Genomic DNA, 17,512 nt, shown 5'->3' with positions numbered 1-17,512 from the left:
TGCAAACGATAGGTTTTATCTTTTGACTTAAATGCTTTATTCAAAACCATAATTAAGTGCCTCTTTAACACTTTTAACTGATAATGCTGAAGTATCTAATTGCTTTTGCTCTTCTTGGCTTAAATTCAATTCTAATATTTCTTCTACACCATTTTGCCCTAGTTTAATTGGTACCCCTAAGCAGATATCTCGATAGCCATACTCGCCTTCAAGATAAGTAATTGCTGCCAATACACGACATTTGTCTTTCAAAATAGCATCAATCATCTCATATATCGCAGCAGCAGGCGCATAATATGCTGAACCATTTCCTAACAGTTGAACGATTTCAGCTCCACCTTTTCGTGTTCTATCAATAATTTGATCAATGACTTGCTGATCAAGTAGTTCTTTTAAAGGAATTCCATTAATTTGAGTTGAGTTGACTAATGGAACCATTGTATCTCCATGACCACCTAATACTAAACCTTGTACATCTTCAACAGAAATTCCTAGCTCTTGAGCAATGAATGTTTTATATCTGGCACTATCTAATACACCTGATTGCCCCAAAACTCTATGTTTAGGGAAGCCAGATGCGACTAAGGCTGAATAAGTCATCGCATCAACGGGATTAGTTAATACAATAATGATGGCATTGGGCGCATATTGGGCGATTTGTTGTGCACTATAATGAACAATTTCTTCGTTTGTTTGTATTAAATCATCTCTACTCATACCTGGTTTTCTAGCAATTCCTGCTGTTATCACTACAATATCTGAGTCTTTCGTTTCTGAATAATCGGCAGTACCTTTAATTTCAACATTAAAGTTGAATATAGGCCCGCTTTCTTGAATGTCTAACGCTTTTCCTTTTACTGTACTTTCAGATTGTGGACGATCTACAACAACAATGTCAGCGCTTTCATTTTTCGCTAAAATAAAAGCTAATGTTGCACCTGTTTGTCCAGCACCGATAATAGAAATCTTTTTACGTTTATTCATCAGATACACTCCCCATTTATAAATTGATAAAAAACAAAAACTCCGCTATTTCAAATTAATTATAACATTGAAATAACAGAGTTTTTCATTAAATATTGGTATTTTACTTTTTAATTTGTCCAAAAATTTCATGGTTGATTCCAAACACATATAATAGTGTAAAGAAAGCAGCACCACTTAATATTGTTAATACTAAAGTTAAAATAAGCGTACGTTTAAAATGACGAATGAATGCGATAAATAGTAAGCCTAAATTATAGGCAAAGAGCAATCCAAATAACGTCATTGTTACTTTTATCTCAGGGTAAAAAATATTACATAAGAGTACGATGATCGCAAAGATTAAATAAGGAATCATAATCAAATTGCGTTCAAATTTAAGTTGTTTCTGATGTCTATCTTCATTATTCATTTAATAAAATCCTTTCTAACATTTTATTTATAAAATGTCATGACCCATTGCAGCAGTGTATATGTCAAACCACTCTTGGTCAGTTAAATTAATAGATAATCCTGGTAAAGCTGCATCAATTCTTTCAATTTTATGCGTACCTAACACCGGCATGATATCATTGGGATGTTTATTCAACCAAGCTATCATAATAGCCGTGTCATCAACCTCGTATTTTTGTGCTAAAGGTTCAATAATGGTACGCACACGGCTCGCTTTGTCATCGGATGGATCAAACAATTTACCGCCTGCCAGTGGACTCCAAGCCATTACTTTTACTTGATTTTCATACATTTTGTCCATCACACCATTGTTTAAAATGTCTGTTTGATATGGGGACACTTCTAGTTGGTTAATGCTAATATGCAATTTATCATGATTCAAGCTATGTTTTAATAAATCATACTGAGTTTCATTAAAATTGGATACACCAAATGATTTGATTTTACCTTCATCGACAAGTTCTTTTACAGCATCCGTAATTTCATCAGGATTCATTAATGGTGAAGGTCTATGAATTAATAAGCTATCTAAATAATCCACATTCAAACGTTGTAATGAATGATTGACTGATTGAATAATATGTTGACGACTATGGTCATAACGATGACCATCAGTAAACGTTTGAGTTTCAGAAGGTAAGACAATGCCACATTTAGATACCACTTGAATTTGATCACGTAAGTTAGGTGATAACTGTAATGCTCTACCAAATCTAGACTCACATTGATAATCTCCATAAATATCGGCATGATCCATCGTTGTGATACCACGTTCAACAAGTTGATTTATAAAACGATTTAATTCTTGATCAGAATATTGCCATTCATTTGCTCTCCAAAATCCTTGAATCATTTTTGAAAAATCAACGTACTGGTTAATCTTTATTCTATCCATTATCATCACGACCTTATTATTTAGTAATTTCATCCTGTATATTTAGAAGCAGTTGAATTTAAAATCAAGTAAATTGTAACATATCCAATTTATTTCTGAGTTGATTAATATCGATATGCTCTCCGATAATGACAATTGTTAAAGGCAATTCTTGATTGATTGGGCCGAAATCAGGCAATCCATAAGACAATTGAAATTCAATGGTTTCATTGGGTTGATCTCTAAATTGTACATAGCCTTTAAGTCTCATCACGTTTTTCGGTAATTGCATTATAAATTGATAAAATAACTGACGATCAATGGGACTTGTAAATGTATATTTCATGCTTTTAATACCATGGTGATGGTGGTGTTTATGATTTACAGTTTTATCGATGGTTGGATTATTTAATAACTTGATATCAAATTGTCCATATGTTGTTAAAACATATGGCGCATGCGGATTAATTTGAACCAACTCTTCTTCAATTTTATGTAATTTCTCAGAATCAACGCAGTCTGTTTTATTAACGACTAATAAATCACTTATTTCAAGTTGTTCTTCCATAAGTGTTTGAGTAGATGTAGTGTAATCATTCCTATTTAAAAATCGTTCAGCATCCACTAAACTAATGATTTGAGGCATATTTATATATTCGATAATAGTCGGATCTTGACATGCGGCAATCATTCTATAGGATTAGCAATTCCTGTTGCCTCAATAATGATATGATTACAATCACCCTGTTGTATTAATGATTGAATTTGAGTGATTAAATCTGTCTTTAAGTCGCAGCATACACAACCATTGATGATTGATCGCACTTCGATATTTGCGTCTATATTTTGACTATCGATATCAAATGAACCAAATTCATTCATAATCACTTTGATTTTCTCATCAATTTTTAATAATTCGCTAATATAATGTGTCAGTAGCGTGGTTTTCCCACTACCTAGGAAACCACTAATGATAGAAATTGATATTTTTCTAAAATTATTATTTTTCATTGTAAAATTCCTTTTCTATTACAAGTATTTTTAAAAATGATAACATAAATATTAAATTATCTTTTTGCTTGATTTAACGATAGATATCTTCTAAACTTTAAACATACTTTAATTTTAGCATGACATTGAATCACAGTGTGTTGTGAATTATATTCCGCACAACATAGACGTATTCCAATCCGAATAGAGAGAAAAAAACGGATAGAATGTCTGGAGGAGAACTTTAATGTCTGATCAACATAATTTAAAAGAGCAACTATGCTTTAGTTTGTACAATGCTCAAAGACAAGTAAATCGCTACTACTCAAACAAAGTCTTTAAAAAGTACAATCTAACTTACCCACAATTCCTTGTATTAACTATTTTATGGGACGAGTCACCTGTAAACGTTAAGAAGGTTGTGACTGAACTAGCACTTGATACTGGTACAGTATCCCCACTATTAAAAAGAATGGAACAAGTTGATTTAATCAAACGTGAACGTTCCGAAGTCGATCAACGTGAAGTATTTATTCACTTGACTGATAAAAGCGAAAAAATTAGACCCGAACTTAGCACTGCTTCTGAAAAAGTTGCAACTGCATCATCATTATCACTTGAAGAAGTGGATGAACTTAACCGATTATTAGGTAAAGTCATCGATGCATTTAATGAAGCTAAAGATAATTAATTAAGCTTTTGTCATGGTAATTTAAAGTTAAAGTTTAGATTTTAACACTTTTAAAGTATAAAAATGCTTTAAAGTACTTCTTAGTATTTTAGAGCATTTTTGTATTCTGCTACACCATGTCATGCCTATGTTACTGATTCAACTGTTCCATTTGATATAAATAGCCTCTATTTTGAATTAACGTTTCATAGCTACCTTGTTCTTTGATTTCTCCATCTATCATGACAATGATTCTATCAAAATCTGGTAATAGACGTAAATCATGTGTAGATACAATCATTGTTTCAACTTGTTTAAGTAGTAAATGCATCATTTGTACTGTATGTTCAATATCTAGACCAGTCGTTGGTTCGTCTAACATCCAAATCTTAGCCTTTGTTTTTAGCAATAAGCGAGCTATACTTAATCGTTGAATTTCCCCACCTGATAACGTCTCTCCATCCATCGTTATATATTCTTCCAACGATAAATGAGATAAGTCTAACGAATTTAGTACATGTTGTATCTTATCCTCATTACAATCTGTTAGTAAATTATCCTTTATAGTGCCATCAAATAATTGTTGGGACTGTAACAATGCATTAATATCACTGTATTTAGATTCATCTTCTATTCGAAAGATATCAGACTGGTTATAAATAACGCTCCCTTCTTGAACTTGATATAATCCTAACATGACTTGTAGCAGTGTACTCTTGCCGCTTCCAGATGGACCTATAATGGCTATTCTCTCACCTTGATACACATTGAATGATATTCGATTTAATACAGGTGTTTCTTGATTTTCATACTTAAATGTGACATTGTTCAATTCAAATAAAGGTGCTGATTCGTCATTTACATGACTATTTTTCACTTTTTTTATATCGTCGTATTGAATCACTTCATTAATATCATATAATGATTGGTCTGTATCTGCTTTATAATATGCAACATTACTCATAGGAACAGCTTGTTCAAATAAAGTAAGTACCATTAGTACGATACTTGTTAAATAAACCACATCTAATGTTTGTGATTGTATTTGTATCGCACCTAAGTATAACGTGCTAAATATCGACACCATTGCAATAATATTGAGAATGTAATCATATATAGTTAAAAATCGTTGTTCCTTTTTTTGTAAATGATCAAATGTTTGCAATTGTTCTAATACATCATTTTTAAATGACGTTTCTTTATTAAATCGTTGTAATTCTTGATAACCTTGGCGATAATCGTAAAATCGAGTTAAAAATTGGCTTTGTTGAATTTTAACAATTTGTTTTAATTTTCGTGCTCTTTTACTACTTAATAAAGGAACGACCCATAATGTCATTATCATACTCACAGCAATTAACGCTGCATGCGCAGGTGATAGAAAGATGTAAACACACATTGCTATTATTGCTGTCATTCCTATTACTATCGGTGGATAATACACTCGTAAATAAATATTTTGTAATGCTTCTACTCTACTTACCATTCGTGAAATTAAATCACTCGAGTTAAACTTACGATATACGTCTGGTATTACTTTAACTAGACCTTGAAAAAATTGTACTCTTACGTTTCTCAACATAGTGAATGTCGTTCGATGAGAATATAGTCTTTCATAATATCTAGCAATGGCACGTAAAAAACCAAATAATTTAACAGAAACGACTAATACCATCAACGCATATAATGGAGCGCCTAATGCACTTTGTGTCACCATATAACCACTTAAAAAGAACATCGCTAAGGCGACTAAACTTCCTATGATACCTATTATAATTGCAATCACTAAATCTTTATCTATTGTAAATCGTATTTGTGATTTCATGATTCGTCACCATTTTCTTCTTTATTCACTGAAATCAATTGATCATCTTTAATAATGCAACCATCTTGCATATATAATCGTCGCGTTGCCTTTCTAATTGTTGCATCTCGATGGGCTATAATTAATTGAGTTGTGTCTTTGAAATAATCATCAAGCACACTTTGGATGACTTGTTCTGTTTCAATATCTAATCCAGTGGCCGGCTCATCAAGTACAACTAAATCTGGTTGCATCACAAGCAAGCGACATAATTCTATCCTTCTCATCTGTCCACCAGATAATGTTTCTCCACCATCACCTATCAATGTATGGATACCATTTCGTAATGACATTACTTTTTCTTTTAACTGTACTTTTTCTAATACATCAACGATTACTTCATCATCAATATCATTAAACATCGAAATATTATCTTTAATTGATGCAGTAAAAATATATGGTTTTTGACTTAATATCCCCATACGCATATGTTGATGTTTAAATGTTATTTCTCCATTCGTAGGTACCAATGTACGTGTGATAATTTTAGATAATGTCGTTTTACCAGCACCACTTGGCCCCACTAGAGCGATATGTTCACGTTCGTAAATATCTAAATTAGTAGGTTTCATAGCAAATCCATGTCCCATTTCATTATTATATTTAAATGAAACGTTATCTATCCGAATAAACGGTATTTGATCTTGTTGATAGCTATAATCATATTGCTTATTCTTTGATGGCTGATCTAGAAATTCAAATACCACATCACTTGCCCCTTCACTTTGTTTACCAGTATGGAATGCTTGGCCCAAGTCTTTAATCGCATTGTAAAATTCTGGTGCTAAAATAATGGCAATAGCCGCGGTTTTAAAATCTATTGTATGAAATACAACAAGGCTTAATGCTGCTTCTAACGCAACAAGACCTACACCTAACAAACTAATAAACTCTAGCATTAGTCCCGATAAAAATGCACTTCTTAATATTTTCATCGTCAAATCTCTAAAATGAGTGCTATCTTCATAGATTTGTTTTTCCGTATGCTTTGTACGATTAAATAACTTCAACGTAATTAAACCTTGTGTCAGATTAAGGAATCGTTGTCCAAACTGATTTAAATAAGTCATTTGATTTTTAGATTCATCACGTGTTTTCAAACCAAAAATGATATAAAACAATGGAATAAATGGCGCTGTTACCAACATAATTAACGCTGTATTCAGATGAACCCAAAACATAGCAATGATAATTGCCATAGGAATCATGATGGATTTAAATACTTGCGGTAAATAGCTTTGATAAAACGGAGAAATTCCATCGATTGTTTCTGTTATTAATGTCATCTGCTCACCCACAGGACGTTCTGATTCTATATGAACCATACGTTGACGCAAGTCATGTTTAGCATGACTTGAGAGATGATCACCTAATAATTGATTGCTAAAATTTAAAGTCGCACGTAACATAAGTACGATTATAATCATAGTAAGAATAAAACCAATCGATTGCTTAGTTTTAAATAACATACTATTTAAGAATTCTGCTATTGCTACATTTTGTACGACCACAGTTACAGCTAATGTAGCACATACTAAAAGCATTAAAACTGGATATCTTTTATATTTATATACTAGTTGCATTAATTTTTTCACAATTTAATCACCTAAATTTCGTTATAGACTCAATAATAAAGTCTAGTAGTTATATGCACAACGATAGTGCATTTGACAATATTATGACGTTTGATTTTCTCATACTTTGGTCTAGTGTTATTACTAACAGTAGCATGGGTTGAAATGAGTGTGCTATGATAATATGGTGAATTTATAGTAATCAAAAAACATTTATAAATGAAAGTAGGTACAATATGTTATTACTTGAATTGATCAAGGGTCTTATTTTAGGTATTGTGGAAGGCCTTACCGAATTTGCACCTGTTTCTTCTACAGGTCATATGATTCTTGTCGACGATATGTGGTTGAAATCCACAAAGTTCTTAGGTGAACAATCTGCATTTACTTTTAAAGTCGTGATTCAGTTAGGTTCAGTTTTCGCAGCAGCATGGGTGTTTAGAGAACGTTTCTTTGAATTATTACATATCGGTAAACATAAACCTGAACAACATGCTACAGCAGGACGCCGTTCTAAACCTCAACGTCTAAACTTATTACATGTATTAGTTGGTATGATTCCTGCAGGTATTTTAGGTTTCTTATTTGACGATGTAATAGAAAAATATTTATTCAGTGTTCCAACAGTTATGATTGGCCTTTTCCTAGGTGCTATTTATATGATTATCGCTGATAAATATTCTGAAAAAGTTACCAATCCTCAAACAGTGGATCAAATTAACTATTTCCAAGCATTTGTAATCGGTATTTCGCAAGCCATTGCAATGTGGCCTGGTTTTAGTCGTTCTGGATCAACGATTTCAACAGGTGTCTTAATGAAAATGAATCACAAAGCAGCATCTGATTTTACATTTATTATGTCTGTTCCAATTATGCTTGCAGCAAGTGGTTTATCATTATTAAAACATTATGAATATATTCACTTAGCACACATACCATTCTATTTATTAGGATTCTTAGCAGCATTTATTGTAGGACTAATTGCTATCAAGACTTTCTTACACTTAATTAATAAAGTAAAATTAGTACCATTTGCCATTTATCGAATCATTTTAGTAGTTATTATTGCAATTCTTTACTTCGGTTTCGGAATCGGTAAAGGTATTTAAAATTAAACATTTAGCCATTAAGTGACACAACATCACTTGATGGCTTTTTTATACCATGGTTAATAATGAAAAATATCATTTCATTAAACTACCAAAATAGTCTTCTTTATTGTTAGCATCTCTAGTTTATTATCATGTATCATAGGGTATGGATAAAAATAGTAAATTTAATGGAGGCAACGAGTATGGACAAAAAGAAACTCATCAAAACAGCAATTAATGTTTTACCAATTATTATCGTTCCTTTAGTCGTAGAACGTAAAAAGATAAAAGAACATCCCGATGTTAAAAAAGCGACTGATGCAACTTCAAGAGCTGCATCTAAAACAACATCTGCTATTTCTAATAAGTCATCAGACGTAAAAGCCTATGTTGGAGACAAAAAACAAGAATTCGATAATAAACGCGAATTGAAAAAATTCGCAAAAGAAAACGATCCTGCTTACATTGAGAAAAAGGGTGAAAAATTAGCTAAGCAAAACCGTAAAGAAGCTGAAAAAATGGATAAAAAGCTTCAAAAAAATATCGAAAAACGTCATAAAGAAGAAGACAAACTACGTGAAGAAAACCAAAAACAGCGTATTAAAGATATGAAAAAAACTCAGAAATACGAAGAAAAAGTTGGCTTAACACCTGGTAAACTCGATGAAAAAACTGAGAAAAAAGGTGAAAAGCTAGAAAAAGAAAATCGTAAAGAAGCAAAAAAAATGGACAAAAAGCTTCAAAAAAATATTGAGAAACGTCATAAAGAAGAAGACAAACTACGTGATGAAGCCGAAAAAGCTAGAAAAAAAGAATTCAAAAAATATAAAGATTACACAGCTAAAAGTGTTGTTAAACAAAACAAAGAAGCCGACCAAGAGGCTTAATCATTAATGACACAAATTATTATTGACGGAGATGCTTGTCCTGTTGTTAGTTCAGTTATTGAATTAACACAAGAGACAGGCATTTTTGTTACAATTATACGTAGTTTTAGTCACTTCTCAACACAAATCGACCCTGAACATGTTCGAACTGTTTATGTCGATGATGGGCCAGAATCTGTAGATTATAAAGTTGTCCAACTTGCCTCTTCTGAAGATATTGTAATTACTCAAGATTACGGTTTAGCAAGTTTATTACTAAATAAAGTTAAATTTGTTATGCATCACAAAGGATTCTTGTTTAATGATAATAATATTCAACAGTTGTTAGATCAACGTTATATCAATGCTCAAATCCGAAAGCAAGGCGGAAGACATAAAGGCCCTCCTCCTTTTACAAGGCAAGACAGACAACATTTCGAACATCAATTTAAATTACTTATACAACAATAATAATAGTGGAGGATTATGATGAAGAAAATTGCAGTTTATTGTGGTGCAAGTAAAGGTAACAATGATATATACGTTAAAGAAGCCTATGAATTAGGAAAATATATGGCTGAAAAAGGTTATGAATTGGTCTTTGGTGCTGGCTCTGTAGGCATTATGGGCGCAATTCAGGATGGTGTATTAGACCATGGTGGTAAAGCTATTGGTGTTATGCCAAAAATGCTTGATGAAAAAGAAATAACGAGTCAAAAAGTCAGTGAACTCATTCTTGTAGATTCGATGCACGAACGTAAAAATAAAATGACAGAACTTGCAGATGCATTTGTTATGGCGCCAGGTGGTGCCGGTTCATTAGAAGAATTCTTTGAAATGTATAGTTGGGCACAAATCGGTATTCATCAAAAGCCAATCGGTGTATATAACATTAATGGTTTCTTCGAACCGTTACAATCCCTTATCAATCATATGATTGCTGAAGGGTTTATTGATGAAAAATATCGCGAATTAGCACCACTATTTGATACTAAAGAATCGTTACTTGAAGGTTTACTTAACTATCAACCTTTAGGCGTTCGTACATATGATTAATCTTTTAACTATAAAAAAGCCAGAAAATGTAATAATTAAATTACATTTTCTGGCTTTTTTTTATTTCTAATTAATTATATTGATAATTCATCGATGGTTACATTCGGATCATGATTTGCATAAATACCTAAACAGTGTCTATCTTTTTCAATATTTTGTACCCATTGTAGTGAACGCTTTTCTTGTTTTTTACTACTTAAAATGCCAGGCAATCTAAGTTCTCTCCAATTTCCTGGGTAATATCCTACATCTGAAGCTAATAAAATATAATCATCATTTCGCAATGATTTAATTATGAAACTCGTTAACCCTACTGAATGGCCAGGTGTATGAACTAAAGTAATGGTGCCGTCACCAAATAAATCAAACGATTTTTTTGAGGGCCAATATGTGTATCTTTGAAATAGAATGGTTGTAAAGATGTCCCTTGCCATAAAGCTGTATTATATCTAATAGAATGCTTTTGATTTGCCTTTTGATACTCTTCATTACTTGTAATCATAGTCTTTGCTTCTTTTAATAATTGAAGACCTCCAGCATGGTCGCCATCTAAATGGCTTAAGATGACATAATCAATATCTGACACATTAAATCCTAATTCTTTAATTTGGTCATCTATCAGTTCCCCGACTTTCACATTCGGTATTGCCACTTTGTTCTTTCTAACTAAACCAGGTAATGGCGTTACTTTACCTTCAGCTTCTTTACCCATGCCCGTATCAATCAGAACCAGTCCTTTAGGGTGTTCTATTAAATAACAACTTACTGGAACTTCTACTCGATAGTTACTAGATCTAAATAACCCTGTAAATGCAATAGGATTTCTAGAATCACCTTGGCCTGTTAATGTTTCATCAACCAACACTGAACCAGTTCTGATGAAATGTACTTTAATTTGATTGATATTATTGTTCTGTACGATCATTATCATTCCAATCTACAAGTTTATGTTTAAAATATTCATCTTCTAATAATTCCACAAGAGGCAATTCATTTAATTTTTCGTTAAATGCTTGAATAGCGTAATTAAGTTGTTGTTTCACTTTCATCTCACTATCTTTTATATGCTGATCATTAAAAAATATCCTTCTTGATAAATGAGAAATTTCATATTCAATGACATCTCCATTACTTATAGCCTCTATGACATCTTTTAAAGTAATATCTTCAATTGATCGATTAAGTTGAAATCCACCATCTTTACTAGCATTTGATGTGATTAAATCTGCAACAACTAATTTTCTCAAAATCTTCTTCAATGAAGAATCTGATACTTCCAATTTTTCACTTAATGTTTGACTCTTAACGGCGCCTTGACCTTCTTGAGTTGCCAAAATAAGTAACACATAAATACCTTGTTCAAAATGTTTACTTATTTTCATGTTGATTCCTCCTATTTCATAAGTTGTTTTAACAATGCTAGCGCTACATCAGTCACATGTACAGGTTTCATATTTTTAGATACTTTACCTAAAACTTTAAATAACGGTATTAATTTACCAAGTGTATCCTGTCTTTCGTCTCCATAAATAATTGTAGGACTTACGACACTAACCTTTTTATTGGTTGCTTTTAATTTTGAGATAATATCTTTTTTAATATTAATGAAATCTTTAGGACCTAATGATGCTCCTAAAAAACCAATATGCTCAGCGTGTAGATCATCGGCAAGTTTTATTGTTACTTCTGCTGGTACTAAGTTCAACGCTTTTAATTTTTGTTCATCTTTTTCTGGTCCACCAATCAAATCAACTACATAGTCAACTTGATTAGGTAACTGTGATTTAATTTGTTCAACATGTTGTATATCACCTTTAATATTATGCACATTTTTATGAGAAATAACATTATTTCCACTTCTTGATACAACATATATTTCTATGTCTTGATCTCTTTTTAACCATTGTCTTGTGAGTTCTCTACCAACTAATCCATTACCACCTAAAATAATTGCTTTCATCACTTTATCCTTCTTTCTTTTTTCGTAGAATTTTAATATCTATGGATATTTTATATCTATAGAAGAATAATTGCAATACCTTTGCTTAAGTTAATGCAAAATTTCACATTTTTCCAACTGAAAAACGCCAAGAAGTAGAATGGCAGTCATATATTTAACCATTCTACTTCTTGACGTTTTGTTTTATATTTTATAAATCAATCTCATATCTCACATGTCTTTTCAAAGGATGATATTTACTTAGATTTGGGAATTCAAAATGGTCTAAGAATGTCATCCCTATTTTTTCCATTACTTTTCTTGATGGTAAATTAGTTTCAGCAGTAAAACTATAAACTTTAGATATACCTTTTTCTTTAGCAAATCGGAGCACCGCTTCGGCACCTTCTGTCGCAATACCATTTCCCCAAACTTCAGGAATCAGGCGCCAACCTATTTCATATAGTGGTAGTTCTTTAAATGGATACTCGCTATCCTCTGGAATGTAATTTAATCCTATAAATCCAAGCCACTCATTTGTTTCTTTAAGTTCCACTGAAAATAAACCTATACCGTAATCTTTAATAATTTGATCCATTTTCTTCAAATCAAGTTCTGAACGACGATAACTTAGTAAACTTGGAAAATATCTTCGTACCTGTGGATTGGCATTCATCTTTTGAAAAGGTAGTAAATCACTTTCTTCCCAATCTCGTAGCTTTAAACGCTCCGTCTCAATATAAACAACCATTTTTTAACACTCCATTACTCCATAAATACATCTTCACATTTATTTTAATATAAAATTAACGCGCTATGAAACGTTTATGATTCATATCGCGCTATTATATTAGATAGTTTATTTTAAATATTAACTTTTAGTGATATAACTAATTAATTCAATATTCACAGGGATTTCTTTTAAATGATCGCGTTGATTTTTAGGTGCAGTAAATGTTGCATCAATAAAATCATTTTGATGATTTAAACGATAAGTTGCTACAAATGTATCTGTATCAGATTCAAAGTTTGGTAAGTGTGCAATCACGCGTTTAATTTCACCTGTAGAATCAATTAACTGTCTACCTGTAATATTTTCTAGTTCTCTACCTAATTCAGGTAATGTTAATGCTTTACCTTCTAAAATACTAAAATCTTGTTCATGCATGGCGCTTCTCTCCTCTTTACATCATTGTTCTAAATGACAAATGTTATATTTATGACATTGGTTTGTTCTATAGTATATACATTTATCAACTAAAATACCCTAAATTTTTATCAATCAAACCTGATTATATTGCCAATTATATGATAGTAATCCCATCATATCATATTCTATTGTGTTGAAGAGGATTGCTTTTGGTTAGATTGATTTGTACTAGCCTTATTATTGCTATTCTGTTGAGATGTTTGATTTGGGTTATTCTTAGACTGAGTTGTCGTGGAAGACTGGTTTTGAGTTTGTTTACTTGCATCTTTTTCTTCAGTTGATTGTTGATCGTTCTGTTGTAAACTTGATTTAGATGATGACTTGTCTTCATTACTTTGCTTTTCACTATCTTTGTCATTTGAATCAGTACTACTTGCTTCACTTGAGGCAGTGCTATCTACCTCTTTTTGTAATTTATCTTGTTGGTCTTTTAAATCATCTTTTTGTTTAGTTAACTTTTTCTTTTGTGCTTTCAATGATTTATTTTCTTTTTCTAGTTTGTCTACACTCTTTTCTAAAGAAGCTTTTTCCTCACTTTTACCACATGCAGACAACATCAATGTTGCAGATAAAAACAATATAATCCACTTTTTCATGTTAAACTCCTTTAAAAACAGTTATAAATATAATTCATTTTATCATGAAATAATAAATTATTCATTTTTCTACATTAAATCTTTTCGCATCCTAATATGCGTATCATCATAACCTAACTGACGATTCAAATTAAGCATTGCTTCATTTTTGATATGAATTGTACTCTGAATCGATACTGCCCCTATGTCTTTAGCCCATTGTTCTATCGCCATTTTGAGTTGTTTGGCGAGTCCTTGATGACGATAATCTGGATATACATATAATAATTCAATGATTACAGTTTTAGTTTGTAACTCATAATGTCCCCAGATAAAACCTTTTATCTCCTGATTATGCTCTAGAAGTAATATAGTATCATTTGTGTGACGCAATCTTGCATTAATCATTTCATATCTTAATGCGATAGATGTCTGAGTTGCTTTGTAATTGACTTCTTGATTTTCCAATAAATGTTCATGTATGGTTGCTACCTCATTAATCGTTGTTTGATGATTTAATGTTAACTTTCTCATATTTAACTCCTACACTTGATATGATAATTAACCAATTTCTATGGTATGATTAAGCGTAATATAATATTGACATACCCTTGCATCTCTGTGAATTAACACCTATATTGGTAATAACTGACTAACAATGACACACAATTTCCTTAGTGTATAGCTAAACTATGGTTAAAATGTGTACACTATTTATATTCGATGTCTAAAAACAAGGTAGTACATTTCTCACATCAATGAGAGATATATCTCACTTTTCATACTACTTAAACTATTTTAAAGGAGCGCTTAAGCACTCATGAAGTCTACTGCCCAATTAGCTAAAGAAAATAATGTAAAATCACTACGTTTAAATAATACAGATAGAGAAATATTTGAAAATTATATGACCTATATTCGCTCTGATTTAAGTGTGAATCCACATGATTCAGAAGTTATGTTGAATCGAATATTAAAGCATTTAATTAGTGCTGAAGATAAAGGTATGTTGGCAATGGAATTCTTTAACCACAATCCTAAAATGCACGCTAAAAAACAATTAAAAGAGCTGCCAAACGAAACAGTAAAAAATATATTTAAATATATCTATCAACATTTTGTATTATTAATAGGCATCTTTTGTTTTTTAAAAGGATTTATCGGATTCTTTATTGGTGGAGATAGTAACTATCTTTACCTATACACATTTCCAATCACTGTCATTATTGGCTTATTTATTATCTTCTTGTTTATTTGGATGATATTTAAAACGATTCAATTGCAGTGTTTTAACAATTCAAATTGGGTCTGGCTCTTAACCTATGCAGTGATTGCACTGTTAATCGTTGCGTTGTTTTACGTCTTTTTCATACCGCAATCTTTTCTAGCATTCGGACCATATATTAATGTAAGTAATTGGTCATTTATTATAATTTCTATCATTATTACTCCGATTTCATTTTATATTGATCATCATTATTTCAATAAAGATGCAAATACAATCATGTAAAAATTCAAATCATCTCGCATTGTATGCTACTCAAAATGTTTATACAACCTTATAACAGCTTGATTTATCAAGCGCATAAGTAAAGCCCTAAATGAAGTTCAACATTCATTTAGGGCTTTTTCAATTTCCTATTCGTATCTAATTAAATAAAAAGATGTCCAGCATAAACCAAATAACCATAATAATCATAATGATAGCTTGTGCAATCGTGCTTGCTAAAAATGCGACTATAGAAGCACACCCCACTTTAATAGCTCGTTTAAAATCATAACCTTGTATTAATTCGATAACAAGCACAAGTATGAAAGGTATTACGACAATTCCAAATGGAGGTAATACAAAACAACCTATAATCACACCAATAATAGCACCATACTCTCCGAATTTAGAACCACCATATTTCCCTACGAAATATTTATTCATTAGAAAATCAGCTAAAAAGATTAATATGGTTAAAACAATCATTGATAAATAGAATATCCAAGATAATTTCCCATTGTGAAATCCAAATTGATAGATTAAAAATCCTACCCACATCACTAAAACGGAAGGAATTACAGGCTTAACTAATCCTACAAATGCTAATATGAACATTATTATAATTAAACACCATAATATCACTGTCATTTTAAACTACTCCACATCTAATTTTGTAATTTTTTGATCTTTGGTTAAGAAAATTAATATAATTCCTAAAAACAATGAGCCAGCTGAAACATAGAATACATTTTCCAAACCAACCCATCCACTCATCATTCCACCTAATAAATTACCACATAGTTGACCAATTACCATTGCATTGGCAAATAATGTTGATGCATAACCCGGGAAATCAGGTAATATATCTTGGAAATAACTAATACCTATCCCTAATAATATTGCTAAGAAAAAGGCTAAAAATAATTGACCGAGTAACATCATATAGAAATTTTTAAATAAGCTAATACTAAAGTAAAATGCCCCGCCAAATATACCACCGTAGATAAGTAAAGTTCGTGTTGGTAATTTCCTAGATAAGATACCTAAAATCACCATGAATGGTACTTCTAATCCAGCACATAAACTTGCTAAATAGCCTACATGGCCTTCCTTTTCATGAAGATAATCTGTAACAAATAATGGCATATTCATTGTGTACATCCATTGTCCAATATGTAATAAGATAAACGCTAAAAATGGAATAAGTAACGTCTTATCCTTAAACATATTAGGCGCTACCTTTTCAACATGTTGTTGTTGTGAAATGGGTTGCTTCACATTTAAATTTTGATAGAAGAAGACTTGTAATATCAGAGTAAATAAAATAATTGAAACCGTTCCACCAAATAATCCCGAATAACCATTCAGTTCAATCAATTGCGAACCGATAAATGGCCCAAATAAAAAACCTAGCGAGAACATTGATCTTAAAACTGTATTGGCAAATTTGGCATTTTCACGAGAGCTTGAAACATTAATCGATTCTCTAGCGGATGCATAAAGTTGAGGCATTGCAGGCGCAAACAATCCTTGAAAAAGGGCGTAAAGGATAATAAATAATAAAATGTCTTTCACAAAAAAATAAATAGAAAAACTAATCGCACCCATAAACAGCGCCGTTATAATTAAAAATTTTCTATTAATATTATGTGTATCAGAAAACCTAGCAATAATTGAATTAACTGTGAATTGACTGATAGCTGCTAAAGCTAATAATAGGCCATATTGTTTCGTCGTCATGCCTAAATCTTTCGTTGCAAATAAAACAAGGTAGGGTACCGTTACTGCAATACCCATACCTAATAGCAACATATTCACAACAAATAACTTGTAATTTTTGATATATAACAATTCTTTAAACATAAGAATAACCTCTA

General features: G+C 31.5%; 21 protein-coding genes and 1 pseudogene. 6 read left to right on the top strand and 16 right to left on the bottom strand.

What is annotated here, in order from left to right; genetic code table 11:
• Positions 1-36 precede the first annotated feature (36 nt).
• The 4 genes and pseudogenes from mdh to ACZ267_RS07750 all read right to left on the bottom strand — a co-directional run bounded on the left by mdh (position 37) and on the right by ACZ267_RS07750 (position 3,322).
• Positions 37-984: a malate dehydrogenase gene (gene mdh, locus ACZ267_RS07765; protein WP_002467143.1), complete on the bottom strand. Its 948-nt coding sequence runs from the start codon at positions 982-984 to the stop codon at positions 37-39.
• Between the two features lie 103 nt (positions 985-1,087).
• Positions 1,088-1,396: a hypothetical protein gene (locus tag ACZ267_RS07760; protein ID WP_002467144.1), complete on the bottom strand. Its 309-nt coding sequence runs from the start codon at positions 1,394-1,396 to the stop codon at positions 1,088-1,090.
• 27 nt (positions 1,397-1,423) lie between these two features.
• Positions 1,424-2,332, bottom strand: coding sequence for an aldo/keto reductase (locus ACZ267_RS07755; RefSeq protein ID WP_002467157.1), 909 nt, complete (start codon positions 2,330-2,332; stop codon positions 1,424-1,426).
• Between the two features lie 64 nt (positions 2,333-2,396).
• Positions 2,397-3,322, bottom strand: a pseudogene (locus tag ACZ267_RS07750) (CobW family GTP-binding protein).
• 226 nt (positions 3,323-3,548) lie between these two features.
• Here ACZ267_RS07750 and mgrA point away from each other — a divergent pair.
• Positions 3,549-3,992: a global transcriptional regulator MgrA gene (mgrA, locus tag ACZ267_RS07745; protein WP_002467156.1), complete on the top strand. Its 444-nt coding sequence runs from the start codon at positions 3,549-3,551 to the stop codon at positions 3,990-3,992.
• Positions 3,993-4,122: 130 nt separating this feature from the next.
• Here the strand turns inward: mgrA and cydC are convergent, their stop codons facing one another.
• On the bottom strand, positions 4,123-5,796 hold the full coding sequence (gene cydC / locus ACZ267_RS07740) for a thiol reductant ABC exporter subunit CydC (RefSeq protein ID WP_015365308.1): 1,674 nt from the start codon (positions 5,794-5,796) through the stop codon (positions 4,123-4,125).
• Positions 5,793-7,430, bottom strand: coding sequence for an ABC transporter ATP-binding protein/permease (locus ACZ267_RS07735; RefSeq protein WP_079449035.1), 1,638 nt, complete (start codon positions 7,428-7,430; stop codon positions 5,793-5,795). The genes cydC and ACZ267_RS07735 overlap by 4 nt, the downstream gene beginning before the upstream one ends.
• 215 nt (positions 7,431-7,645) lie before the next feature.
• On the opposite strand from ACZ267_RS07735, the gene ACZ267_RS07730 reads away from it, so the two are divergent.
• The 4 genes from ACZ267_RS07730 (at position 7,646) to ACZ267_RS07715 (ending at position 10,422) form a co-directional block, all read left to right on the top strand.
• Positions 7,646-8,518: an undecaprenyl-diphosphate phosphatase gene (locus ACZ267_RS07730; RefSeq protein ID WP_002450985.1), complete on the top strand. Its 873-nt coding sequence runs from the start codon at positions 7,646-7,648 to the stop codon at positions 8,516-8,518.
• Between the two features lie 185 nt (positions 8,519-8,703).
• Positions 8,704-9,387, top strand: a complete 684-nt coding sequence (locus ACZ267_RS07725) for a hypothetical protein (RefSeq protein WP_015365310.1) — start codon at positions 8,704-8,706, stop codon at positions 9,385-9,387.
• A gap of 6 nt (positions 9,388-9,393) precedes the next feature.
• Complete coding sequence (locus ACZ267_RS07720) at positions 9,394-9,837, top strand: YaiI/YqxD family protein (protein WP_002467145.1); 444 nt, start codon at positions 9,394-9,396, stop codon at positions 9,835-9,837.
• 18 nt (positions 9,838-9,855) lie between these two features.
• A complete protein-coding gene (locus ACZ267_RS07715; RefSeq protein WP_015365311.1) occupies positions 9,856-10,422 on the top strand; it encodes an LOG family protein in 567 nt (188 codons plus the stop codon).
• A gap of 74 nt (positions 10,423-10,496) precedes the next feature.
• Here ACZ267_RS07715 and ACZ267_RS07710 read toward each other — a convergent pair whose 3' ends face one another.
• From ACZ267_RS07710 to ACZ267_RS07675, 8 genes are all read right to left on the bottom strand, one after another.
• A complete protein-coding gene (locus ACZ267_RS07710) occupies positions 10,497-10,634 on the bottom strand; it encodes a hypothetical protein (RefSeq protein ID WP_002465965.1) in 138 nt (45 codons plus the stop codon).
• A 122-nt stretch (positions 10,635-10,756) separates the two neighbouring features.
• Positions 10,757-11,347, bottom strand: a complete 591-nt coding sequence (locus ACZ267_RS07705; protein ID WP_002465990.1) for an MBL fold metallo-hydrolase — start codon at positions 11,345-11,347, stop codon at positions 10,757-10,759.
• On the bottom strand, positions 11,328-11,804 hold the full coding sequence (locus ACZ267_RS07700; protein ID WP_002465960.1) for an RrF2 family transcriptional regulator: 477 nt from the start codon (positions 11,802-11,804) through the stop codon (positions 11,328-11,330). The genes ACZ267_RS07705 and ACZ267_RS07700 overlap by 20 nt, the downstream gene beginning before the upstream one ends.
• An 11-nt stretch (positions 11,805-11,815) precedes the next feature.
• Positions 11,816-12,382 (bottom strand): NAD-dependent epimerase/dehydratase family protein, encoded by a 567-nt coding sequence (locus tag ACZ267_RS07695; RefSeq protein WP_002465983.1) that lies wholly within the window; start codon positions 12,380-12,382, stop codon positions 11,816-11,818.
• Between the two features lie 190 nt (positions 12,383-12,572).
• On the bottom strand, positions 12,573-13,112 hold the full coding sequence (locus tag ACZ267_RS07690; protein ID WP_002465989.1) for a GNAT family N-acetyltransferase: 540 nt from the start codon (positions 13,110-13,112) through the stop codon (positions 12,573-12,575).
• Between the two features lie 120 nt (positions 13,113-13,232).
• Positions 13,233-13,529 (bottom strand): hypothetical protein, encoded by a 297-nt coding sequence (locus ACZ267_RS07685; RefSeq protein WP_002465973.1) that lies wholly within the window; start codon positions 13,527-13,529, stop codon positions 13,233-13,235.
• Positions 13,530-13,696: 167 nt separating this feature from the next.
• On the bottom strand, positions 13,697-14,167 hold the full coding sequence (locus ACZ267_RS07680; RefSeq protein ID WP_002465957.1) for an SA0632 family lipoprotein: 471 nt from the start codon (positions 14,165-14,167) through the stop codon (positions 13,697-13,699).
• Positions 14,168-14,236: 69 nt separating this feature from the next.
• Positions 14,237-14,680, bottom strand: a complete 444-nt coding sequence (locus ACZ267_RS07675; RefSeq protein ID WP_079449062.1) for a GNAT family N-acetyltransferase — start codon at positions 14,678-14,680, stop codon at positions 14,237-14,239.
• A gap of 286 nt (positions 14,681-14,966) precedes the next feature.
• On the opposite strand from ACZ267_RS07675, the gene ACZ267_RS07670 reads away from it, so the two are divergent.
• Positions 14,967-15,656 carry a DUF1129 family protein gene (locus ACZ267_RS07670; RefSeq protein WP_002450998.1) on the top strand — a complete coding sequence of 230 codons (690 nt, stop codon included), beginning with the start codon at positions 14,967-14,969 and terminating at the stop codon, positions 15,654-15,656.
• Positions 15,657-15,794: 138 nt separating this feature from the next.
• Here the strand turns inward: ACZ267_RS07670 and ACZ267_RS07665 are convergent, their stop codons facing one another.
• Both ACZ267_RS07665 and ACZ267_RS07660 read right to left on the bottom strand, forming a co-directional pair.
• Positions 15,795-16,283, bottom strand: coding sequence for a DUF456 domain-containing protein (locus tag ACZ267_RS07665; protein WP_002465956.1), 489 nt, complete (start codon positions 16,281-16,283; stop codon positions 15,795-15,797).
• Positions 16,284-16,289: 6 nt separating this feature from the next.
• Entirely contained in the window at positions 16,290-17,504 is a 1,215-nt protein-coding gene (locus tag ACZ267_RS07660) for a sugar efflux transporter (RefSeq protein ID WP_162832899.1), read from the bottom strand.
• Between the last annotated feature and the right edge of the window lie 8 nt (positions 17,505-17,512).

Source organism: Staphylococcus sp. AC872 (assembly GCF_979255425.1).
Note: the sequence above shows the minus strand (reverse complement) of the source record. Positions and strands in the feature narration are given on the sequence as shown.